The organism is Micromonospora sp. LOL_024 (assembly GCF_048060415.1).
Classification (GTDB): domain Bacteria; phylum Actinomycetota; class Actinomycetes; order Mycobacteriales; family Micromonosporaceae; genus Micromonospora.
Genome location: NZ_JBHMIS010000011.1, coordinates 1 through 22,068 on the forward strand (window position 1 = coordinate 1; position 22,068 = coordinate 22,068).

Consider the following 22,068-nt stretch of genomic DNA (forward strand, 5'->3'; position numbering starts at 1 on the left):
GGCCCTTCCCAGGATCACGAAGTTCTCGACAAACCTCATGATCACCGAAGGGGCCACACCCGTCCTCAGTCGACCCCAATCGACACGTCAGCCCAGCTCACAGCCCCGCACATCGACAACGCAAAGACCCTGCCCTCGACGCCGCCAACGTCCGAGTCGCCTCCGCCACCGAACCCGTCGACACCGGCGGCGCAGTCGGCCGCATGATGCTGCAATTCCTCGCCGTCTTCGCCGAATACGAACGCAACATGATCATCGACCGGGTGAAAAGCGGCATGACCGCGAAAGCCAGCAAAGGCCAATGGGCCGGAGGCAACCGCCCCTACGGCTACCTCGTCAACCGCGACACCCAACGCCTCGTCCCCCACCCCGACGAGGCACCCATCGTGCGGGACATCTTCCGCCTCTACACCCGCGACCGACTCGGCACCCGCGCTATCGCCAGCGACCTCAACGAGCGTGGTATCCCCAACCGGACCGGGAAGAAGTGGTCCGGACACACCATCAACCGGATCCTGGACAACCCCGCCTACACCGGGGACATCGCCTACCGCGACGTCTACGTCCCCGACGCCCACGAGCCGCTCATCGACCGGGACACGTTCCGCCGTGCCCAGGACATCGCCTCCGCGCGAGGCGATGCCCAAACCCAGCGGGCCATGTCCGACTCGGACTACTACCTCACCGGCCTACTGACATGTCCGCGGTGCGGACAGCGCTACATCGGCACGTCCGCCAAAGGCCGCACCCGCCGCTACCGCTACTACACCTGCTTCACCCGCACCCGCTACGGCAAACACGCCACCTGCACCGCACCCCGCCTCCCCGCCGACGACCTCGACCAGATGATCCTCAAAGCCCTACTCGACTTCTACACCACCGCCGAACCCGTCCTCGCCGCCATGATCGACCGCGCCCACGCCCAACACGACACCACCAGCGACGACCGACGGGCCGAACTCACCGCCGTCGCCCACCAGATCACCAGCACCGAGAACGCGATCGACCGGTATCACACGGCGTTCGAGAACGGCACCATGGACGACGCCACCGCCGGCCCACGCATCCGGGAACTCCGCCAACGGCTGGCTCAACTTCAAGCCCGGCACACCGAACTCGACGCCGGCCTGACGGTCCAGCCCGAGCCCCCGCCGCCCGGCACCGTCGCCCGCATCCGCGACCACCTCAGCACCATCATGACCAGCGGCACCGCCACCGAACGCAAAGCCGCCATCGAGACCCTCATCGCCGAAGTCCAAATCACCGACCAGGGAGTCGTCCCCGTGTTCAAGATCCCCACCGACACGACGATGCCCCCGCCCGAAACGGACGGGGGCACTTCAGGAGTACCACCGGTTCGCACAATGGTGCGGTCGGTGGAGCCCAGGGGACTCGAACCCCTAACCCCTGCCTTGCAAAGGCAGTGCTCTGCCAGTTGAGCTAGGGCCCCGTTGGGCAGCAAAACCGCCCGATGCGAAGCAGACTGTCAGCGAAGGTCCGGCGGGGTGGTCGCCTCATGCCAGAGGGCACGCTCGTCGTTCGTTTCCTTGATTTTCTTCGCCACCACGGCGGCCACACCGACGACGCCGGCCAGGATCAACAGCTTCTTGAACATCGGTGCTGCCCCTTACGCTCGACGCCTCGTCGGACAATGTGCGGTGGGGCTAGCTGGAATCGAACCAGCGACCTCAGAGTTATCAGCTCTGCGCTCTAACCGACTGAGCTATAGCCCCGCGTAGCGACGAGCAAGGTTAACCCATCCGCCCAGGTGCCCCCAAATCGGGGAGGGGTGTCGCCCACAGGTCGTCGCCCCTCAAACCTAGCGGAGGACCGGCGGTGGCGCCCATCGGATTAGGCCCGACACGTTCAGGCTCGGCCGCCCCGCGGGAGCGAGCCGGCCGAGCCTGCTCGTCAGGTCAGTCGCGCTCGGCGAGGGTCAGCTCGATGCCGCCCACCAGGTCGGCGCAGACGTTGTAGACGAACGCCCCCAATGTGGCGAGAGCGGTGAACAGCACGACGTTGACCAGCCCGATCAACGCCGATGAGAAGATCACACCACGCGCGGTGATCTGGAACCCGCTGGTGCTCTGCCCGCCGCCCGCGTTGACCAGGTCACCCAGGCTGTCGTTCACGCTGGCGAACACACCCATCGCGTCCAACGCCAGGTAGAGCACCGATGTCGCGACGACGATGACGATGAACAGCACGACCGACACGGCGAACGCGAACTTCATCACGGACCAGGGGTCGATCCGCTTGAGGTTCAGCCGGGCCCGTCGCGGCCCCCGTGAGGCGGCCGAACTGACCGAGGTACGCGCGGCACGCACCGCCTCACCCACCCGGGCGGCACCGACCGCCGGGGTTCCGACTCCCGGCGGCAGCCCGCCGCCATTCGCCGGCCGACCGAAACCGAGTGGGCGGGTGGCATCCGGCCGCACGCCGGCACCGGTCACCCGGGGTTGGGTGCCGGTCGTCCCGGTGCTGGCGCTCGGTAGGAGGCCGGTGGCAGCGACTGAGGACTGGCCGGAACGGGCAGCGGCAGGCTGGGGAGCCGTCGGCTTGCCGGCGGTGAGGTCCGGCGTGGCGTCCGGGATGTTGGGGGCCTCGGCACCGGTTCCCTCATCCCCGGCCTCGGCTGTCTGTCCTTCTGTCGGCTTGTCCGGGGGTGGGGTCATGCCGGGAGCCCGGGTGAATTTCGGGGCAGGCGCGTCGGCGGGGACGGTGGCCCGGCCCACGGCCGCGCGGCCGGTCGGTGGTGTGCCGCTCTTCGCGGCCTCCTCGTCGACCGGGTTGGCCGAGGTCCCCGCGTTCCCCGACTTCGCCTGTGTCTCCGTCATTCAACTAGTCCTGTTCGTCAGGCTCGTCGGCATTGCGAGCAATCGCCACGATAGTCACGCCATCCGGGAGGTCCATCAGCTTGACCCCCATTGTGTTCCGGTCACGCGTGCGGCGTACAGGCTTCACCGGAGTCCGGATGACGCCACCGTTGCTGGTGATGGCAAACAGCTCATCGTCCGGGTCGATCACCACCGCACCCACCAGACCACCCCGCCGCTCGGTGATCTTCGCAGTCAGCACACCCTTACCTCCCCGGCCCTGGACCGGGTATTCCTCGATCGGGGTGCGTTTCGCGTATCCCCCGTTCGTGGCCACCAGAACGTCCAGACCCTCGCGGACGACCTCCATGGCCAGCAGCACGTCCTCCTCGCCGAAGCGCATGCCGATCACGCCCGAAGTCGCCCGGCCCATCGGCCGCAACGCCTCGTCGCTGGCATTGAACCGGATCGCCTGAGCATTCTTGGAGACCAGCAGCAGGTCGTCGGCGGGGCCGGCGAGGGCAGCACCGACCAGCTCGTCCTCATCGCGCAGGTTGATCGCGATGATGCCGCCGGATCGGTTGGAGTCGAACTCCTCAAGCCGCGTCTTCTTCACCAGGCCGTTCTTCGTCGCCAGGACCAGGTAGGGGGCCACCTGGTAATTCGGGATCTCGATGATCTGTGCGATCTGCTCGTCCGGTTGGAAGGCAAGCAGATTGGCCACGTGTTGGCCCTTGGCCACCCTACTGGCCTCCGGAAGCTCGTACGCCTTGGCCCGGTACACCCGCCCCTTGTTCGTGAAGAACAGCATCCAGTCGTGCGTCGAGCAGACGAAGAAGTGGCTGACGATGTCGTCCTGCCGCAGCGTGGCGCCACTGACCCCCTTGCCGCCGCGTCGCTGCGAGCGGTAGAGGTCGACTTTCGTGCGCTTCGCGTACCCGGTGCGGGTGATCGTGACGACCACGTCCTCCCGGGCGATGAGGTCCTCCATCGAGACCTCACCGTCGAATGGAATAATCTTCGTACGCCGTTCGTCGCCCCACTTGGCCACGATCTCGCCGAGTTCCTCGGACACGATCCGACGCTGCCGCTCCGGCTTGGCGAGGATGTCCTTCAGATCGGCGATCTCCACCTCCAACTTGGCCAGGTCGTCGAGGATCCGCTGCCGCTCCAGCGCGGCGAGCCGGCGCAACTGCATGTCCAGGATCGCGGTGGCCTGAATCTCGTCGATGTCCAGCAGCCGGATCAGACCCTGGCGCGCGTCCTCGACGGTGGGCGAGCGCCGGATCAGGGCGATCACCTCGTCCAGCGCGTCCAACGCCTTGGACAGGCCGCGCAGGATGTGCGCCCGCTCCTCCGCCTTCCGCAGCCGGAACGCCGTCCGCCGTCGAATCACCTCGATCTGGTGCTCGACGTAGTAGCGGATGAACTGCGCCAGGTTCAACGTGCGCGGCACTCCGTCGACCAGGGCCAGCATGTTGGCACCGAAGGTCTCCTGGAGTTGGGTGTGCTTGTAGAGGTTGTTCAGCACCACCTTCGCGACCGCGTCGCGCTTGAGCACCAACACGATTCGCATGCCGGTACGCCCGGAGGACTCGTCGCGGATGTCGGCGATGCCGGCGAGCTTGCCCTCCTTGATCAACTCGGCGATCCGCTCGGCCAGGTTGTCCGGGTTCACCTGGTAGGGCAGTTCGCTGACGACCAGTGCCGGCCGACCCCGCTTGTCCTCCTCGACCTCCACCACGGCGCGCATCCGGATCGAGCCGCGTCCGGTGCGGTACGCGTCCTGGATGGCCTGCTGACCCACGATCAGGCCGTAGGTGGGGAAGTCCGGACCCCTGACGATCTCCAGCAGCGCCTCCAGCGTGCTGGCCTCGTCCGCCTCCGGGCGCTCCAGGCACCACTGCACCGCCGCCCCGATCTCGCGCAGGTTGTGCGGTGGGATCTTGGTGGCCATGCCGACCGCGATGCCCTCGGAGCCGTTGATCAGCAGGTTGGGGATTCGGGACGGCAGGATGGTGGGTTCCTTGGCCCGCCCGTCGTAGTTGTCCTGCAGGTCGACGGTGTCCTCGTCGATGTCCCGCAGCATCTCCATGGCCAGCGGGTCGAGCTTGCATTCTGTGTTGTGGCTGACGAAGCCGTCGGAGACGAACGAATGGTCGTCGGTGTCGACCCGGATGCTGTAGACCGGCTGGACGCCCGCGTCCGCGACCTCGGCCACCTCGGCGTAGTAGAAGCGCCCGTCGACCAGAGGCTCGACCACGTCGAGCACCCCGGCGTTGGTGATCCGGGCCGCGATCTCTTCCCGGTGCCGCTCCCAACGCTCGACCCGGTCCACGTTGTGTCGGCGCAGCCAGTCCCGCTCGGTCCAACGGCTCGCGCCGTGCTCGCGGATGAAGTCAGCGACCAGCGGCACGTGGTCGCTGGAAAGCGCGGTGCTACTTGCCGGCACCGACTCCAGCTCCGACTCCAGCTTGGCCTGCTTGCGGCCGAGGAAGCCGACGTGGGCGGCGAAGATCCGCACGTCCCTGCGGTTGGTGATGACGACCTTGATCTCGCCGCTGTCGTACCGGCACTGCCGGCTGATCACGCCGAACTCCAGCAGCAGCTGCTGCACCTCGCGGGCGAGCCGCTCGCTGCTGCTGGAGTACGAGATCTGGATGGTGCTGCGCGGCAGCAGCGACGAGGAGCCGTCCCCCTCGAAGAGGGCCTGGACGAAGGCTCGCTTGATGGCCGCCGGCCCCTGCCAGACGAACTCGGGCACGGAATTCGCCGCACTCCGCGCACCGACCAACTCACCGAGAGCCGTAGTCGCAAGCTGCCGACTACTGACGCGAATACGGTGCAGGGTCTTGCCCGAGGGCATGACCTCCTCGCCGAACCAGCGCCTGCCGCCGACGGCTAGGTCGAAGGCAGCCACGACGCGGGTGAAGAACTGTCGGTCGGTGTTGGTGAACTCGACCCACTCATGCGAGATCCGGCCCCCGCTCACCAGGGCACCGGCGAGAACGGCGGCCTCGACGTGCTCCAGCATCGGGTAGCCGATCTCGTCCGGCACACTGCGCTGGAGCACCACCCGGTCGCCGGGGGAGATCTCGGCGAGCAGCTTCCAGAGCAGGGTCGGCACACCGGCCACGTCCACCAGGCAGAGCACCGGGTGGTTGTGGGTGCCGGTCAGCTCGTATCCCTCGCGGGTGCGCAGCCGCAGCGTCGGGTGCTCGCCGGAGTGGAAGAACTTCGAGGCGCGGACCAGGTCGCCGTTGCGGTCGCGGACCTTCAGGTCGACGTCGGTCTCGCTGCTCGGCGCCGCACCCAGCACCACGTCGCCGATCCGCACGCTTCCCACAGCGGTACGAATCCGGCTGTCAGGTGACAGACAGTAACGCATCGCCGCAGCCGGATCATTTCCGGGTGAACCGAAGTTGCCGTTGCCGTCGACCAGTGGGTAGCGCAGCGACCAGGGTTGCGCCATCCGGACCAGCGCGTCGTAGATGGCCGAGTCGCCGTGCGGGTGGAACTGGCCCATCACGTCACCGACAACCCGGGAGCACTTCACGTAGCCGCGGTCCGGCCGGTAGCCCGAGTCGAACATCGCGTAGAGGATCTTGCGGTGGACCGGCTTGAGCCCGTCCCGGACGTCCGGCAGCGCCCGCCCGACGATGACGCTCATCGCGTAGTCGAGGTAGGAGCGCTGCATCTCCACCTCGAGCCCGACCGGCTCGATCCGGTCGTGCGAGACGACGGCGGCCAGCGCCTCGGGGATCTCGGGCTCGTTGGGTGTGGACTCGGGGGAATCGGTCACTGTTAACCCTTATCAGACTGAAGGTCGTTTTTGCGCTGTGGATAACACCTGTGGATACCGGCCAAGCTGTGGATAACTCTGTGGACCGGCGGACCGGACCGGAGCGGTCTCCGGCCCGGCACCGGTCCATCAGATGTCCAGGAAGCGGACGTCCTTGGCATTGCGCTGGATGAACGAACGGCGGGCCTCGACGTCCTCACCCATCAGAACGCTGAACAGCTCGTCGGCGGTTGCCGCATCGTCCAGGGTGACCTGACGAAGTGTCCGGGTGGCCGGGTTCATCGTGGTCTCCCACAGCTCCGGGTAGTTCATCTCGCCGAGACCCTTGAACCGCTGGATGTCGTCCGGCCTGGCGTTCGGCTTCTTCTGCTGCCGCAGCGCGATCAGCCCGTCGCGCTCCCGGTCGGAGTACGCGTACTGCGCGTCGTCGCCCTTCTTGTTCCACTTGATCTTGTAGAGCGGCGGTGCGGCCAGGTAGACGTGGCCCAGCTCGACCAGGGGGCGCATGAAGCGGAACAGCAGGGTGAGCAGCAACGTCTGGATGTGCTGGCCGTCGACGTCGGCGTCGGCCATCAGCACCACCTTGTGGTAGCGCAGCTTCTCCATGTCGAAGTCGTCGTGGATGCCGGTGCCCAGCGCGGTGATGAGCGCCTGCACCTCGTTGTTCTTCAGCACCCGGTCGATCCGGGCCTTCTCCACGTTCAGGATCTTGCCCCGGATCGGCAGGATCGCCTGGGTACGCGGGTCACGCCCCTGCTTGGCCGAACCGCCCGCCGAGTCGCCCTCGACGATGAACACCTCGGACTCGCGCGGGTCGGTGGACTGGCAGTCGGCCAGCTTGCCCGGCATCGAGCCGGACTCCAGCAGCGACTTGCGCCGGGCCAACTTGCGGGCCTGCTGGGCGGCGATCCGGGCGCGGGCGGCCTGGGACGCCTTGGTGATGATGATCTTCGCCTCGGCCGGGTTACGGTCCATCCAGTCGATGAGCCACTCGTTGCAGACCCGCTGCACGAAGCTCTTCACCGGCGTGTTGCCCAGCTTGGTCTTGGTCTGGCCCTCGAACTGCGGGTTGGTCAGCTTGACCGAGATGATCGAGGCAAGGCCCTCGCGGATGTCCTCGCCGGAGAGTTTCTCGTCGCCCTTGAGGAACTTTTTGTCGGCTCCGTACCGGTTGACCACGCCGGTCAGCGCGGCCCGGAAGCCCTCCTCGTGGGTGCCGCCCTCGTGGGTGTTGATCGTGTTGGCGAAGGTGTAGACCGACTCGCCGTATGACTCGTTCCACTGCATGGCGATCTCGACCGACATGCCCTCCTCCTCGGCGCCGAACTCGACCACCGTCTTGTGGATCGGGTTCTTCGAGGCGTTGAGATGCCGGACGAAGTCGGCAATGCCGCCCTGGTAGCAGAAGGTGACCTCGCGTGGCTTGCCCTCCTCGCCCTCCCGGACCCGCTCGTCGAGCAGGTGGATGGTGAGGCCACGGTTGAGGAAGGCGTACTCCTGGATGCGCCGGTAGATGGTCTGGAAGTCGAAGTCGACGGTCTCGAAGACATCCGGGTCGGGCCAGAAGGCGACCGCCGAGCCCGTCCGGTCCGTCGACTCGCCCTTCTCCAGCGGGGTCGGCTTCGAGTTGTGGTACTGCTGCCGCCAGACGAAGCCGTCCTTGTGGATCTCCACCTCCATCTTCGTGGAGAGGGCGTTCACCACGCTGACGCCGACGCCGTGTAGGCCGCCGGAGACCGCGTACGCCTTGCCGTCGAACTTGCCGCCCGCGTGCAGCACGGTCAGCGCCACCTCGACGCCCGGCTTCTTGAGCTTGGGATGCAGGTCGACCGGGAAGCCCCGGCCGTTGTCGGTGACCCGGACGCCGCCGTCGGCGAGCAGCACCACGTCGATCGTGTCGCAGTGACCGGCCAACGCCTCATCCACGGCGTTGTCGACGACCTCCCACACCAGGTGGTGCAGGCCCCGTTCGCCGGTCGACCCGATGTACATGCCGGGCCGCTTGCGGACCGCCTCCAGCCCTTCGAGGACAGTGATCGATTCTGCGCCGTACTGCTGATTGTCCTGCGCTGCCACCCTCGGCCACTTTCTCGCGCCGACCGCGCCGTAGGGCACGGCCGGGCGCGGGTTCGGCGGGACAGGACGCGACGTCGGCACGCAGACCGGCACCGGTGACAATTCCGGGGTACGGGTCGAACGCGCCGGTCGCCGCGGTTGCCCGCGAATCGCGATCGGCTCGACCCGAGTCGGACAATGGTCGTGGGCCCGCACCGGACCCGCGACCCCGCCACTCCGCACCGGGTCTTCGTCTCACGCCAATCTTACTGTGCGCGGGCGACAGAACCACCACTCGGCACCCCTTCGCGGCGGCTCAGATCTACGTAGCGGGCCGAATCGCGCTGTCCACTACTCCCCCTACACAACATGGCATGATCATCAGGTTCGCCGCACGACAGCGTGGCCGACCCAAGGTCCGCCAGCGGGTGTACCGGCCGGTGCCGCACGGGCGTACCGTTCCGCGAGGGTCAGGTTGCCCGCCGGCCTTGATCTTTCACGGTCGGAACCGGACGATCGATCCGATCAACCGCCTGTGTTCGTTGAAAGGGTGACATGAGATGGGGCTGGACAACGTCGCGGTCCAGTGGCCGCGGACCGGCCGCTTCTACGATCCGGCCGCACCGGCCGAGTTCGTCGACTTCGGCGACATCGCCGATGTGCAGGGAATTTCGGCGCCTACCGCCGCGCTCGCCGAACTGATCGCGAAGACGGGCACAATCCGGGCCACCGCCTACACGGAGATCGTGGATCTTGTCCTCGGGCTCGACGGTGTGCTCTACGCCACTGACGCGGCGGCCGAGGACGAGGATCCAGTCATCGATCCCGACGGCTGCGCCTGGATCGCGGCCGGCGTCGAACGCTTCGTCGCCGCGCACCGGCCGCAGGGCGAGGCTGTCACCTTCGAGTCCGTCGGTGCGGTACTACGTTCGTTGCTGTCTGACGGGCGGCTGGCCGAGCAGCAGCTGCGCTGGCTGGACAGCCGGCTCGACGCGCTGCGCGACGACAGCGGAGCCGCGCCGCAGTGGAACTTCACCTGCGCGGAGCTGAGCGTGCTGGCCGCCTTCTACCGGCGCTGCGCCGACCACGGATTCGCCGTGTACGCCGAGTCTGCGGCCCCGCGCCGGGTCGCCCAGCCGTAGCCACCACGCCCGGCCGGGTCAGCCGTAGGTGTCGCGGGGTCCCCGGCCACGTACCCGGCGCGGACCCCGCGACCAGGACGGCGCGGCCGGGCCGTGGATGTGTAGCCTGCGGACCACGTTGTGGCCGACCTCCCGGCCGATCTGCTGCAACAGCGAGCCGGCGAGCAGCCGCAGTTGCGTCGCCCACGCGGTGGAGCGCGCCTCGACGGTCAGCTCCCCGTTCTCCAACTTCACCGGGCGGCTGTGCTGAGCCACCTCTTCACCGACCACCCGCTCCCAGGCACCGAAGACCCTCGCCTCCGCGGCCGGCTGCTGCCAGCCGCGGGCCTTCACCAACCGGTTGAGCACGACACTGAGGGGCTGCGGATCGCGCGGATCCGGACCCGGACCCGAGTAGCCGCGCAGACGACGTTCGCCGCCGGTCCCGCCGGTCGCGCCACGGGACCGGTTCCGTCCGGCCGTCTCCCTTCGGACCTTCGCCGCGTCCAGCACCGCACGCGCCAACTGTGGCCCGGCCACACCCTCGTCGGCCGTCGGGCGCTCGACGCCGTCGCTGCCCGGCTTCCCGCCCGGGCCCGCCTGGGGTCGCTGATCCGCGTGCTGTGGGTCACTCGGCACGACGCACCGTCCCCTCCGCCACCTCGTACCGTACGCCGCGCAGGACGGCCGGCACGTCGTCGGCGACCGCGCAGGTCACCAGCAGCTGACTGGCCCCGCCCACCAGGTCCGCCAGCCGGTCGCGCCGGCCGACATCCAGTTCGGCGAAGACGTCGTCGAGCACCAGCACCGGTTCGATGCCGTCGCTGCGAAGCAGGTCGTACCCGGCCAGCCGGAGCGCCAGCGCATACGACCAAGACTCGCCATGGCTGGCGTACCCTTTGACCGGCAGTGGCCCCAGACTGAGCGTGAGGTCGTCGCGGTGCGGACCGACCAGGGTGGTACCCCGCTCGATCTCGGCGGATCGCAACTCCTCAAGCGCGCCGGCAAGCACCGTGGCGAGGGCCTCCCGGTCGGTGGTGGGCTCGGCCAGCTCCACCGACGGTCGGTAGGCGATCCCCGCCGCACCCCGCCCGGCGGCCACCGCGTCGTACGCCTTGGCCACGTGTGGGGTCAGCGCGGCGACCAGCTCCAGCCGGCCGGCGAGCAGCTCGGCGCCGTTGCGGGCCAGATGGGTGTCCCAGACGGCCAGGGTGCTGAGGTCCCCGCCCCGCGAGCCGCCGGTCTTGCGGGCCAGATATGCGGTACGCAACAGCGCGTTACGTTGTTTGACCACCCGTTCGTAGTCGGCGCGCACGCCGGCGTACCGGGGTTGGCGCAGCACCAGCAGGTCGTCGAGGTAGCGGCGGCGCTCGGCCGGGTCGCCCCGGACCAGTTCGAGATCCTCCGGGGCGAAGAGCACCAGGCGTAGTGCGCCCAGAACGTCGCGGGCCCGACGGGCCGGAGAGCGGCCGAGTCGGGCGCGGTTGGCCCTGCCCGGGACGATTTCCAGCTCGATCAGAAGTTCCCGTCCGTCGTGCACGACCGCGCAGCGGATGACCGCGGCGGAGGCGCCCATCCGCACCAGCGGTGCGTCCGTGGCGACCCGGTGTGAGTCCAGCGTCGCCACGTAACCCAGTGCCTCGACCAGGTTGGTCTTACCGACGCCGTTGGCGCCGATCAGGACGTTCGGCCCCGCCTCGAGGTCGACGTCGACGCGCTCGTACGAGCGGAAGTCGACCAGTTCGAGCCGGCGGACGTACACGGATTCGCGGTGCCGGTCAGCGCTTGCGGACGGCGTGCCCGCCGAACTGCTGGCGCAGCGCGGAGACGGCCTTCAGCGCCGGAGAGTCGTCCTGCCGGGAGCCGAACCGAGCGAACAGCGAGGCGGTGATGACGTTGAGTGGCACAGCGAGCCGGACCGCCTCGTCCACCGTCCACCGCCCCTCGCCGGTGTCCTCGGTGTAGTCGCTGAGCTGGTTCAGCTGCGGATCCTCCTCCAGCGCCCGGTCGAGCAGGTCCAGCAGCCAGGAGCGGACAACGGTGCCCTCGCGCCACGACTTGATCACGCCTGGCACGTTCGTCACCAGTTCCGAGGCGGCCATCAGCTCGTAGCCCTCGGCGTAGGCGTGCATGAGGCCGTACTCGATGCCGTTGTGCACCATCTTGGCGTAGTGGCCGGCACCGACCGGGCCGGCGTGAACGAAGCCGAACTCGCCCTCGGGCTTGAGCGCGTTGAAGATCGGCATGAGGCGTTCGACGTGTTCCTGGGCTCCACCGGCCATCAGGCCGTAGCCGTTCTGCCGCCCCCACACCCCGCCGGACACGCCCACGTCGATGTAGCCGATGCCCCGTTCGTCGAGCCGTTCGGCCCGAAGGGCGTCGTCACTGAATCGCGAGTTGCCACCGTCGATGATGAGGTCTCCCTCGTCGAGCACGGCGGCCAGTTCGTTGATGGTGGTATCGGTGACGGCGGCGGGCACCATCACCCAGACCGCCCGTGGTGCGTCCAGCTTTTCGGCCAGCTCAGCCAGGCTGGCGACGTCACTCAGCTCCGCGTTGTGGTCGAGACCAACCACCTCGTGACCGGCGGTGCGCAACCGCTCGCGCATGTTGCCGCCCATCCGGCCGAGTCCTACCAGGCCGAGCTGCATCTTGGTGACTACCTTTCGTGGGTACGGGTGTGCTCTGCCGATCAGCGGGACACGCGGATCGGCATGATGAGGTACCGGTACCCACCGATGAGCTCGCCATCCTCCCCGGCCGGGGAAATCACCGCGGGTTTGAAGGCGTCGACGAAGTGCAGCACCGCGAACTGGGTGCCGAGATTGGCCAGCCCGTCGATGAGGTACTGGGGGTTGAACCCGATGGTGACCGGCTCCCCGCTGAAGGTCGCCTCCATGGCCTCGCTGGCCCGGGCCTCCTCGGTGCCGCCGGCCTCGACCACCAGGCCGTCGGCGCTGAAGCTGAGCAGCACCGGGGTGGCCCGCTCGGCGACCAGGGCGACCCGCTTGACGACCTCGATGAGGGTGCTGACGGGTACCCGCGCCTCGGCGTTGTGGGTGGCCGGGAAGAGTGACCGCACCGGGGGGTAGTTGGCGCCGTCGAGCAAGCGGCTCGTGGTGCGCCGGGTGCCGCCGGAGAAACCGATCATGCCTTCGCCAGCGGAGCCCTGGGAGAGCGCCAGCACGACCTGGCCGCCCAGCGGGCCGAGGGCCTTGGCGGTGTCGTTGAGCGTGCGGGCCGGCACCAGCGCGTTGAGGCTGATCTTCGGGTCGTCCGGGGTCCACTCCATTTCGCGCAGCGCCAGCCGGTAGCGGTCGGTGGCGAGCATGGCCAGGCTGTTGCCGGAGATCTCGACGCGCACGCCGGTCATCATCGGCAGTGTCTCGTCCCGGCTGGCGGCGATCGCGACCTGGGCTACTGCGGCGGCGAAGGCGGCGGCGTCGATCGTGCCGGCGCTGGCTGGCATCTCGGGCAGCGTGGGGTAGTCCTCCACCGGCATTGTGGGCAGGGTGAACCGGGCGCTGCCGCAGACCAGCTCGAGGTGCGCGCCCACGGCGGCGATGTCCACCGGTTTGGCGGGCAGCGCCTTGGTGATCTCGGCGAGCAGCCGCCCGGATACCAGCGCGGCACCGTCGGCATCGCCCTGCACCTCGACGGCGACCTGGCTGGAGACCTCGTAGTCGAAGCCGGACACCTGCAGGCTGCCGTCGGTGACGCGGAGCATCACACCGGCCAGCACCGGCACAGAAGGCCGGTTGGGCAGGCTCTTCGCGGTCCAGGCCACGGCTTCGGCGAGCGCGTCGCGCTCTACTCGGAATTTCATCAATGCCTCCGCGTCGACGTCGTCAACTCTCTCATGCCGGACGCTGCCCACCGACCCGCCTGGCGTGCCGGTGCCCATCGAACCTTAGGGCGCGATGGTATCGGCTGTGTGCCCGACCCCATGGATCGTGTCGCTCTGGCGGGTCTGCCCAGCGGCAGCGACACGATCCACAGAAAGCCCAACGGTGATGATTGGTTTTTCGTTCTTTTAGAAGAGATAACCCATCGTCTTCATCGCACCTGTGCAAACTGTGGAAAACCCCTGTCTGGGCAGGTCACAGGGTTATCCACCGGTGGGTTGACTGTGGAGAAGTAGGGGTACAACCCGGCCCGTGGTCCACAGGCGGCTCTCGTGGACGACGTTGTCCACCGTTGTCCACCGGTTGTCCACCGGTAATCCACCGACTTTCTCCCCAGTCCTGTGGATCGTCGCGGGCGTCTCGGACGCCGTCATCCCCAGAACCTTCAACAGGTTGTCCACAGGTGGGTCGTCGACGGTGGACAGGGCGACCGGTTGTCCCCAGCCGTCCCCAGCCGTCCACAACGTTGTCCCCAGGGTTTCTCCACAGGCTGTGGGTAACTGGATGTTGACGGCGAGTGGCTTATCCACAGGAGGTGGACAACGAGCTGTGGACAACGAGCGGAAGCCGGAGCGGACATGCCTCCGATGGTGTCGTCTACACCTCGTCGAGTGTCAACAGGTGGACACGAAGAAGGTCCGGCCGACTTCCGGCCGGACCTCGGTGACGACGCAGGTGGCGTCGGACGAGACGTACGCCTCAGGTGTTCTGTTTGATCCGGTTGGTCAACTCGGCGATCTGGTTGTAGAGCGAGCGCCGCTCGGCCATCTGTTGGCGGATCTTACGGTCGGCGTGCATGACGGTGGTGTGGTCCCGTCCACCGAATGCCTGACCGATCCGGGGCAGTGACAGGTCGGTCAGTTCCCGACACAGGTACATGGCGACCTGGCGGGCGTTGACCAGGACCCGCGAGCGGGAGTGCCCGCGCAGATCCTCCAGGCTGACCCCGAAGTAGTCGGCGGTGGAGACCATGATCTGGTCGGCGGTGATCTCCGGCCCGGTGCCGTCGGGGATGAAGTCCCGCAGCACCTCCTCGGCCAGTGACAGCTCCACGTTCGAGCGGGTGAGGCTGGCGAAGGCGGTGACCCGGATCAGCGCACCTTCCAGTTCCCGAATCGAGTTCGACACCCGGGAGGCGATGAACTCGAGTACGTCCGGCGGGGCGTACAGGCGCTCCTGGGCGGCCTTCTTCTGCAGGATCGCGATGCGGGTCTCCAGGTCCGGCGGCTGGATGTCGGCGAGCAGGCCCCACTCGAAGCGGGTCCGCAGCCGGTCCTCCAGCGTCGCCAGCTGCTTGGGCGACCGGTCGGAGGTGATCACGATCTGCTTGTTGGCGTTGTGCAGGGTGTTGAAGGTGTGGAAGAACTCCTCCTGGGTCCGCTCGCGGTTCTCCAGGAACTGGATGTCGTCGATGAGAAGGATGTCGACGTCGCGGTAGCGGCGCTGGAACGCGCTGGTCTTGTCGTCCCGCAGCGAGTTGATGAAGTCGTTGGTGAACTCCTCGGTCGAGACGTACCGGACCGAGCGGGCGTTGCCCAGCGTCGTGGCGTAATGCCCGATGGCGTGCAGCAGGTGGGTCTTACCCAGCCCGGAGCTGCCGTAGATGAACAGGGGGTTGTACGCCTTCGCCGGCGACTCGGCCACGGCGACCGAGGCTGCGTGCGCGAACCGGTTGGACGAGCCGATGACGAACGTCTCGAACATGTACTTGGGGTTGAGCCGGTTCCCGCCGCTGTCCGCGCCAGCCGGCAGCCGCCGGTCGTCCCGCCCGACCGGGCGGTGGTCGCTGCCACTACGGCCGGGGCCGCTGTCGGTGCCCCCGTCGTTGGGCAGGCCCCGGATCACGTGCTGGTCGCGGGGGGAGCCGCCGGGCTCCTCGCCGTACCGGGCGCCGAATCCCCGTGGGCCGTGAGCCGGGGGCTCCGGGCGCCCGGACTGTTCGGTGAAGCCGTGCTGTTCCACTGTTCGTCGGTTGGCGTCGGCCGGTCGCGGCGGTGGCGCGCCGAACGCGGAGCCGAAGAGGGGTTCCTGGCCGTCGGTCATGCCGGGGCCGGTACGGGGCCCACCGTCGATCGGCGGCATGTTCGGCGCCGGCCGGTCGAACCGGTCCGGGTGCGACTGCTCGGGGATGAGCGGGAGTTGCCGGCCGGCGTCGGATCCCGGGCCGAGGTCCGCGGCGTGGCCGTCGAAGCCCCGCGGCCCGCCGTCCTGGTCGGCGGGGTTCGCCTCCGGCGCGCTGCGGTAGACCGTGCCCGTGGCCTGGCCGCCTTCCGGCGCCCGGACGGTCACCGCGACCTGGATCGGCCGGCCCAGCCGGCGGGTGAGCGCCTCGGTGATCGCCGGCCGCAGCCGGGACTCGATCACGTCCCGGGTGAAGGCGTCCGGCACGGACAGCAGGGCGGTGTCGTCGACGATCGCCCGTAACCGGGTCAGCCGAAGATACGCTCGCTGCTGCGCGGAGATGATCTCGTCGGCGAGTTCGTCAGTCGTCGCCGTCCACACCGCGGCAAGGTCGGTCGTACCGGCCACCGTCGTGCCACCCCCTCGCCTCTGCTCCCGGACGCCGCCGTCCCCTTGGCCGTCCGGAGGCCTTGTGCCCGAGCGGACGTGACCTCGTCACCAACCCGGACGCCGCACCGGTCGTCCTCCACAAGTTATCCACAGCCTGTGTACCGACCGATTGTGGCCGCCCGCCGGGCGCGGGTCGGACCTGCCCCCTGCCGTGGCCGGGCACTGAAGCGGGTTCACCGTGCCGAACGATTCACCACCGTGTCCGGTCTTGCCTGCCGGCGACATCGGCGGAACTCCGACGCTGACCGCAATCGGGCACGGTAACAGCGTTGTCGCCGCATCATCAACCGTCGACGCGCCCGCCCCCTGTCGGCATCAGTGAAAACGGCCCCTTCGATCGCCCTCCGGCGCAGGTGGGAGGTTTGACGGTGATTGCCCCCCGACCTAGGCTGGAGGGGCTGCTCTCCCGCCCTCTGCTAGGGTGATGGGTGCTCGCTGCCCACGGTCGCTACCCGCATCGGCGAGGTAACGCACCACCCGGGCAGCGCCGATCGGGGCCACCACAGTGGCGGCCTGGACCACCACGACCCGGCGATCCCCTCGCCCGGGGCGTCCGACAACGGAGATCCTGACGTGAGCAAGCGCACCTACCAGCCGAACAACCGCCGGCGCGCGAAGACCCACGGCTTCCGGCTGCGCATGCGCACCCGGGCCGGTCGCGCCATCCTCTCGACCCGTCGCGCCAAGGGCCGCACCCGCCTGTCGGCCTGAGGCCGACCGGGTCCGTTCCGGAAGGAAGTGGCGTCGTGCTGGCGGCCGCGCAAAGACTGCGGCGCAGCAGTGAATTCGCCGCAGCGGTTCGTGGTGGCCGTCGAGCCGGCCGGGGCAACCTGGTCGTCCATCTGACCCTGCCGGAGACAACCGGGTCCGAAGACATAGCGCCGAAGCCGGCGCGGGACGGTGCGGAAGCAGAAAGCGCGCCGGTGTCCCGTGCCGGCTTCGTCGTTTCCAAGGCCGTCGGGCCCGCGGTGGTCCGGAACAAGGTCCGTCGCCGGTTGCGGCACCTGACCCGGGAACGGCTCGCCGGCCTGCCGACGGGAAGCAGCCTGGTGGTACGCGCGCTGCCGGCCGCCGCTACCAGCACCTACCAGCGGCTCGGCGTGGACCTGGACGCGGCGCTCGCCGCCGCCCGGTCTGGCCGGGGGCGGCGGCATCGATGAGCAGAGAGCCGACGCCGTCCCGCCCGAATACAGCGGGTGCCCGGGTGCTGACCCTACCTATAGTCGCGTACCGTCGGTGGATAAGTCCGGCCCTGCCGGCCCGCTGTCGGTTCTACCCGTCGTGCAGTGCGTACGCCTTGGATGCAGTTGCCCGGCACGGCGCGCTCCGGGGAGCCGGTCTGACGGTCCGGCGGCTGTCACGCTGCCACCCATTCCATCCTGGTGGATACGATCCGGTGCCGGAGCCGGGCGGCCGCCGATCTGCCGACGTGACTGGAGCCTGAGAATTGAGTCTCGACTGGATCTACTACGCGATCTCGTGGATCCTGCTGGCCTGGCATTCGGCCTGGGAGGCCATCGGGATTCCGGACGCCGCAGTCCTCGGCACCAACTGGGCGTGGATCCTCGCGATCGTCTTCCTGGTGGTCACCGTTCGGGTGATCCTGTTTCCGGTCTTCGTCAAGCAGATTAAGTCGCAGCGGGCGATGCAGGCGCTCCAACCGCAGGTGAAGGCCCTGCAGGAGAAGCACAAGGGTGACCGGGAGACGCTCCAGAAAGAGACGATGGAGCTCTACCGGAAGGAGAAGGCCAACCCGCTCATGGGTTGCCTTCCGATGTTCCTCCAGATCCCGGTCTTCCTCGGCCTCTTCCACGTGCTGCGTCGCCTCAACCCGGATCCGGCCAAGACCAACAAGGACATCTACGGCTGGACCCTCGACCAGTTCGACAGCGCGTCCGACGCGACCCTCTTCACCGCACCGATCGCCAGCAAGTTCGGCTCCACCGCCGCGGAGTTGGCCCAGCTCGGCGCCAACGGCACCGTCGTCAAGATCATGGCTGGCGTCCTGGTGCTGGTGATGATGGGTACCACGTACCTCACCAGTCGTCAGATGATCCTCAAGACCGGCTGGGCGGAGGACCCGCAGCAGCGCATGATCCAGCGCTTGATGCTCTACGGCATCCCCGCGTCGCTGCTGGTCTCCGGCGCGATCTTCCCGATCGGTGTGATCATTTACTGGGTGACCAACAACCTCTTCACCCTCGGCCAGCAGCAGTGGGTGCTGCGTAAGTTTCCGCCGCCGGTCACCGCGACCAGCAGCAAGGCGACCCCTGCGGGACGCAACGGGACGCAGCCGGCCAAGGCCGGTGGCCTGTTCGGCCGGAGCAAGCCCGCTGCCGTGCCGCCGCCCCCGGCCGCGCCCAAGGTCGCCGGTCCGAAGCCCGGCGCGAAGCCGGCCAACCCGAAGAAGGGCCGCCCCGCCAAGCGGCAGGGCTGAGTACGTCCGGGCCGCAGCCGTTTCTCCCGGCTGCGGCCCGCTGCGCGCCGTGCAGCCGCCGGGAGGCTGGCGCCGGTACGCAAAGCGCCGCGCGTGACGCGGCGGTCGGGCGAGACTGCCCTACAGACGTGCCCGCGGGCACCGGCGACGTCCCGCCGGCCGCGCGGGAAACCAGAGCGGACCCAGTGGTCCGGCCGAGCGAGTACGGAGATGACACCGTGACCGACACCAGCACCCCCCGCGCCGAACAGCCCCTGGACGACGAGGCGCCGACCGAGGCGGCTCCGGTCGAGGGCGAGCGGGAGGAGAACGGCGCCGAGGCGCCGCCGAGTAAGGCCGCAGGCGAGGGCGACCTGTTTCGGCAGAGTGAGATCGCGGCAGACTACGTCGAGGGGCTGCTCGACATCCTCGACTACGACGGCGACATCGATGAACTGGTGTCAGGTGGCCGGCCGGTGGTAGAGGTGGTCGGCAGCCGGCTGCAGAGCCTCGTCGGTCAGCGCGGTGCCACCCTCGAAGCGCTCCAGGAACTGGCCCGCCTCGCCGTCTTCCGGCAGACCGGCTCGCCCAGCCGGTTGCTGCTCGACGTGGGCGGCTACCGAGCCAACCGTCGCAAGGAACTGGCGGCGGTCGCCCGCAACGCTGTCGAGAAGGTCAAGGAACACGGTGACCTGGTACGCCTGGAGCCGATGTCCGCCTTCGAGCGCAAGTGCGTCCACGACGTGGTCAACGCGATCGACGGCGTCGAGAGCGAGTCCGAGGGTGTCGAGCCCAACCGTCGCATCGCCGTCCGCCCGGCGGACTGATCGGGTGACACCAGACGACGCCGTGAGCGTTGCTTCCGCCGGCCCGGGTGTCACGCCGCCCGGGCCGGCGGCTGTCCCGCCCGGCACCCCGAATCCCGCCGCAGCCTCGCTGCGGCCCGACCTGGCCGGGGCCGCCCGCCGGCTCTTCGGCGACCGCCTCGACCTCGCCGCCGCTTACGCCGAGTTACTGGCGACCGACGGCGTCGTGCGGGGCCTGCTCGGCCCGCGCGAGGCGCCCCGAATCTGGGACCGTCACCTGCTGAACTGTGCGGCGGTCGCCGAGCTGATCCCGCCCGGTGTGACCGTTCTGGACGTGGGTTCTGGAGCGGGACTTCCCGGACTGGTGCTGGCCATCGCCCGCCCGGACATTGCGGTAACGCTGGTTGAGCCACTCGCCCGCCGTACCGCTTTTCTCGAAGAGGCGGTGGATGAACTCATGCTCACCGAATCGGTGCGGGTGTTCCATGGTCGAGCGGAGGAGGCAGTTGCCGGACCGGACCCGCTGCGCGGTGAGGTGGTCACCGCCCGGGCGGTCGCGCCACTGGACCGGCTCGCCGGCTGGTGCCTGCCGCTGACCGGAACCGGCGGGCGGCTACTCGCCCTGAAGGGCGCGTCGGCCGCCGTGGAGGTCACCGAGCATGCCCAGGCGGTGCATCGCCTCGGCGGCGGCACGCCGATTCTGCACAGATGCGGTGCCGGGATCGTGGATCCGCCGGCCACCGTCGTCGAGATCGTCAGTGAGCGGACGATCGGTCCGGTCCGCCGCCGGTCGTCATCGAAGCAGTCCCGCTCGCGGCGGCGGTGAGTCAGGCCACGTCGGCGGGCCTGATCGACCTGCGCGTGGCCAACCTGCGCTGGAGTGCGGCCCGGCTGTCGGGTCGCGCGATTGGGCCCGGCGGGTTGCGAACCCGACGTGGACCGGTAGCGCCCGTGCGCCGTAGGCTGACCGCGCGTCGATAGTGTGGAGCGGGCGGCGGTGGATCTCCCTCCGGGACCCGGCCGCTCCCGCCGGGCGGTACCTCTGCGGACAGTGCGCGCGAGTGGCCCGGTTGACAGGTGCGGACCGACCATCCGAAGCGGGCAGGGATGACAGGTGCATGACGACGGCAGGTACGACGATTCGCACGCGAGCGGGTCAGCAGGTGACCCTGTTTCACGTGAAACCGACCATCCGAACTGGCGGCCGTCCGAGGAGCCGCAGAGGCCGCTGAAACCCGGCCGGAATGCGCCGACGTCGGGTGCACCCTGGTCGCCCACCTCGGAAGGGGTGGAAGCGGCCGGCCGGCCGGCCAACGCCTCGCCCGAAGCTCGGGTGATCCCGTTTCGGCGGAACACGTCCGCCTCGGCACGGTTCGAAGCGGCACCGCCGGAGCCACCGACACCGGCGGCCGGTACGGTGCCGGATCCCCGGACGGCGTCCGACACGCCCGTCCCACCGGCGGGCTCCTACCCGCCGGCCACTACTGAGGCCGCGTACGTTTCACGTGAAACCTCAACGCACGAAGAGGATGACCCACCGTTGGCAATGGAGGCGATGCGCGCCGTGCAGATCCTGAATCCAAGTGGCGAGGTGACTATGCCTCGGCCGGAGCGGACCCGGGTCATGTGCGTCGCGAACCAGAAGGGCGGCGTGGGTAAGACCACGACCACCGTGAACCTGGCGGTGGCGCTGGCGTTGCACGGCAACCGGGTGCTGGTGGTCGATCTGGACCCGCAGGGCAATGCTTCTACCGGGCTGAACGTCCCGCACCATACGGGCGTGCCGGACGTCTACGACTGTCTGATCAACAGCGTTCCCCTGGAGGACGTGACTCAGGCGGTGGAGGGCATCCCGAACCTGTGGTGCGTGCCGGCCACCATCGACCTGGCAGGCGCGGAGATTGAACTGGTTTCCGTGGTGGCCCGGGAATCGCGGTTGGAACGGGCCATCACCGCCTACCCCGGGCACTTCGACTACGTCTTCATCGATTGCCCGCCGTCACTCGGCCTGCTGACCGTCAATGCGTTGGTGGCGGCGCAGGAGGTGCTGATCCCCATTCAGTGTGAGTACTACGCCCTCGAGGGGCTCAACCAGCTCATCAGCAACATCAACCTGGTCCGCCAGCATCTCAACCCGCGGCTCGACGTCTCCACCATCTTGCTCACCATGTACGACCGGCGTACGCGGCTCGCTGACGCGGTCGAGCAGGACGTCCGGAACCACTTTGGAGACAAGGTGCTCCAGGCGGTGATTCCGCGCAACGTGCGGGTCTCGGAGGCGCCCAGCTACGGCCAGTCGGTGATGACCTACGATCCCGGTTCGAGGGGGGCTACGAGCTACTTCGAGGCCGCCCAGGAGATCGCCGAGCGGGGCGTCAAGGAGCCGGTGAGCCGGAATGCGTAATGCGGAAGAGGCGCTGGGAGGCGTGGCATGAAGAACCGTCCTCGGGGCGGTCTGGGACGGGGTCTGGGCGCGCTGATCCCTACCGGACCGGTGCAGGTTGCCGGCGCTGGCGACACGGCGGTAGCGGATGAGATGGCGGCGGCGGGCGAGCTGGGCGGAACGCCGCTTGCCG

Annotated in this window: 18 protein-coding genes, 2 tRNA genes and 1 pseudogene; 9 read left to right on the forward strand and 12 right to left on the reverse strand. The window is 68.7% G+C overall.

Annotated elements, in window-relative coordinates; translation table 11 throughout:
- Window positions 1-194 precede the first annotated feature (194 nt).
- Window positions 195-851, forward strand: a pseudogene (locus tag ACFHWY_RS14090) (recombinase family protein); the annotation flags it as partial.
- A gap of 9 nt (window positions 852-860) precedes the next feature.
- On the opposite strand, the gene ACFHWY_RS14095 reads toward ACFHWY_RS14090, so the two are convergent.
- The 7 genes from ACFHWY_RS14095 to gyrB all read right to left on the reverse strand — a co-directional run bounded on the left by ACFHWY_RS14095 (window position 861) and on the right by gyrB (window position 8,694).
- Window positions 861-1,184 carry a hypothetical protein gene (locus ACFHWY_RS14095; protein ID WP_416580637.1) on the reverse strand — a complete coding sequence of 108 codons (324 nt, stop codon included), beginning with the start codon at window positions 1,182-1,184 and terminating at the stop codon, window positions 861-863.
- Between the two features lie 193 nt (window positions 1,185-1,377).
- Window positions 1,378-1,450, reverse strand: a tRNA-Ala gene (locus ACFHWY_RS14100).
- A 36-nt stretch (window positions 1,451-1,486) separates the two neighbouring features.
- Complete coding sequence (locus ACFHWY_RS14105; protein ID WP_416580638.1) at window positions 1,487-1,615, reverse strand: DLW-39 family protein; 129 nt, start codon at window positions 1,613-1,615, stop codon at window positions 1,487-1,489.
- 44 nt (window positions 1,616-1,659) lie between these two features.
- Window positions 1,660-1,733: transfer RNA gene (locus ACFHWY_RS14110), tRNA-Ile, on the reverse strand.
- A gap of 183 nt (window positions 1,734-1,916) precedes the next feature.
- Window positions 1,917-2,837, reverse strand: a complete 921-nt coding sequence (locus tag ACFHWY_RS14115) for a DUF3566 domain-containing protein (RefSeq protein ID WP_416580639.1) — start codon at window positions 2,835-2,837, stop codon at window positions 1,917-1,919.
- Between the two features lie 4 nt (window positions 2,838-2,841).
- The gene (gyrA, locus tag ACFHWY_RS14120) at window positions 2,842-6,618 is read right to left on the reverse strand and encodes an intein-containing DNA gyrase subunit A (protein ID WP_416580640.1); all 3,777 of its coding nucleotides are present in this window, start codon (window positions 6,616-6,618) and stop codon (window positions 2,842-2,844) included.
- 129 nt (window positions 6,619-6,747) lie between these two features.
- A complete protein-coding gene (gene gyrB, locus ACFHWY_RS14125) occupies window positions 6,748-8,694 on the reverse strand; it encodes a DNA topoisomerase (ATP-hydrolyzing) subunit B (RefSeq protein ID WP_416580641.1) in 1,947 nt (648 codons plus the stop codon).
- 539 nt (window positions 8,695-9,233) lie between these two features.
- Between gyrB and ACFHWY_RS14130 the strand changes: the two genes are divergently transcribed.
- Window positions 9,234-9,815, forward strand: coding sequence for a hypothetical protein (locus ACFHWY_RS14130; RefSeq protein ID WP_416580642.1), 582 nt, complete (start codon window positions 9,234-9,236; stop codon window positions 9,813-9,815).
- An 18-nt stretch (window positions 9,816-9,833) separates the two neighbouring features.
- On the opposite strand, the gene ACFHWY_RS14135 is transcribed toward ACFHWY_RS14130, so the two are convergent.
- From ACFHWY_RS14135 to dnaA, 5 genes are all read right to left on the reverse strand, one after another.
- Window positions 9,834-10,433, reverse strand: coding sequence for a DUF721 domain-containing protein (locus tag ACFHWY_RS14135; protein ID WP_416580643.1), 600 nt, complete (start codon window positions 10,431-10,433; stop codon window positions 9,834-9,836).
- Entirely contained in the window at window positions 10,423-11,556 is a 1,134-nt protein-coding gene (gene recF, locus ACFHWY_RS14140; RefSeq protein ID WP_416580644.1) for a DNA replication/repair protein RecF, read from the reverse strand. Before recF ends, ACFHWY_RS14135 begins: the two co-directional genes overlap by 11 nt.
- A 16-nt stretch (window positions 11,557-11,572) precedes the next feature.
- Complete coding sequence (gene gnd, locus ACFHWY_RS14145) at window positions 11,573-12,445, reverse strand: phosphogluconate dehydrogenase (NAD(+)-dependent, decarboxylating) (RefSeq protein ID WP_416580645.1); 873 nt, start codon at window positions 12,443-12,445, stop codon at window positions 11,573-11,575.
- A 41-nt stretch (window positions 12,446-12,486) separates the two neighbouring features.
- Window positions 12,487-13,620: a DNA polymerase III subunit beta gene (gene dnaN, locus ACFHWY_RS14150; RefSeq protein WP_416580646.1), complete on the reverse strand. Its 1,134-nt coding sequence runs from the start codon at window positions 13,618-13,620 to the stop codon at window positions 12,487-12,489.
- A gap of 778 nt (window positions 13,621-14,398) precedes the next feature.
- Window positions 14,399-16,228: a chromosomal replication initiator protein DnaA gene (gene dnaA / locus ACFHWY_RS14155; RefSeq protein ID WP_416580647.1), complete on the reverse strand. Its 1,830-nt coding sequence runs from the start codon at window positions 16,226-16,228 to the stop codon at window positions 14,399-14,401.
- A 615-nt stretch (window positions 16,229-16,843) separates the two neighbouring features.
- Here dnaA and rpmH point away from each other — a divergent pair.
- The 7 genes from rpmH to ACFHWY_RS14190 all read left to right on the forward strand — a co-directional run bounded on the left by rpmH (window position 16,844) and on the right by ACFHWY_RS14190 (window position 21,896).
- The gene (rpmH, locus tag ACFHWY_RS14160; RefSeq protein ID WP_067300964.1) at window positions 16,844-16,981 is read left to right on the forward strand and encodes a 50S ribosomal protein L34; all 138 of its coding nucleotides are present in this window, start codon (window positions 16,844-16,846) and stop codon (window positions 16,979-16,981) included.
- Window positions 16,982-17,016: 35 nt separating this feature from the next.
- The gene (rnpA, locus tag ACFHWY_RS14165; protein ID WP_416580648.1) at window positions 17,017-17,430 is read left to right on the forward strand and encodes a ribonuclease P protein component; all 414 of its coding nucleotides are present in this window, start codon (window positions 17,017-17,019) and stop codon (window positions 17,428-17,430) included.
- The gene (gene yidD / locus ACFHWY_RS14170; RefSeq protein WP_416580649.1) at window positions 17,427-17,714 is read left to right on the forward strand and encodes a membrane protein insertion efficiency factor YidD; all 288 of its coding nucleotides are present in this window, start codon (window positions 17,427-17,429) and stop codon (window positions 17,712-17,714) included. The genes rnpA and yidD overlap by 4 nt, the downstream gene beginning before the upstream one ends.
- A gap of 3 nt (window positions 17,715-17,717) precedes the next feature.
- Window positions 17,718-18,707, forward strand: coding sequence for a membrane protein insertase YidC (gene yidC, locus ACFHWY_RS14175; protein ID WP_416580650.1), 990 nt, complete (start codon window positions 17,718-17,720; stop codon window positions 18,705-18,707).
- Between the two features lie 218 nt (window positions 18,708-18,925).
- A complete protein-coding gene (locus ACFHWY_RS14180; protein ID WP_416580651.1) occupies window positions 18,926-19,513 on the forward strand; it encodes a protein jag in 588 nt (195 codons plus the stop codon).
- Window positions 19,514-19,535: 22 nt separating this feature from the next.
- A complete protein-coding gene (rsmG, locus tag ACFHWY_RS14185) occupies window positions 19,536-20,318 on the forward strand; it encodes a 16S rRNA (guanine(527)-N(7))-methyltransferase RsmG (protein ID WP_416580652.1) in 783 nt (260 codons plus the stop codon).
- 288 nt (window positions 20,319-20,606) lie between these two features.
- The gene (locus tag ACFHWY_RS14190) at window positions 20,607-21,896 is read left to right on the forward strand and encodes a ParA family protein (RefSeq protein ID WP_416580653.1); all 1,290 of its coding nucleotides are present in this window, start codon (window positions 20,607-20,609) and stop codon (window positions 21,894-21,896) included.
- Window positions 21,897-22,068 lie beyond the last annotated feature (172 nt).

Bases quoted from the DNA above. Each gene is read 5' to 3' on its own strand.
- gnd (WP_416580645.1), bottom strand. From the start codon at position 12,445: ATGCAGCTCGGCCTGGTAGGACTCGGCCGGATGGGCGGCAACATGCGC.
- ACFHWY_RS14115 (WP_416580639.1), bottom strand. From the start codon at position 2,837: ATGACGGAGACACAGGCGAAGTCGGGGAACGCGGGGACCTCGGCCAAC.
- dnaN (WP_416580646.1), bottom strand. From the start codon at position 13,620: ATGAAATTCCGAGTAGAGCGCGACGCGCTCGCCGAAGCCGTGGCCTGG.
- ACFHWY_RS14130 (WP_416580642.1), top strand. From the start codon at position 9,234: ATGGGGCTGGACAACGTCGCGGTCCAGTGGCCGCGGACCGGCCGCTTC.
- yidD (WP_416580649.1), top strand. From the start codon at position 17,427: ATGAGCAGAGAGCCGACGCCGTCCCGCCCGAATACAGCGGGTGCCCGG.
- ACFHWY_RS14105 (WP_416580638.1), bottom strand. From the start codon at position 1,615: ATGTTCAAGAAGCTGTTGATCCTGGCCGGCGTCGTCGGTGTGGCCGCC.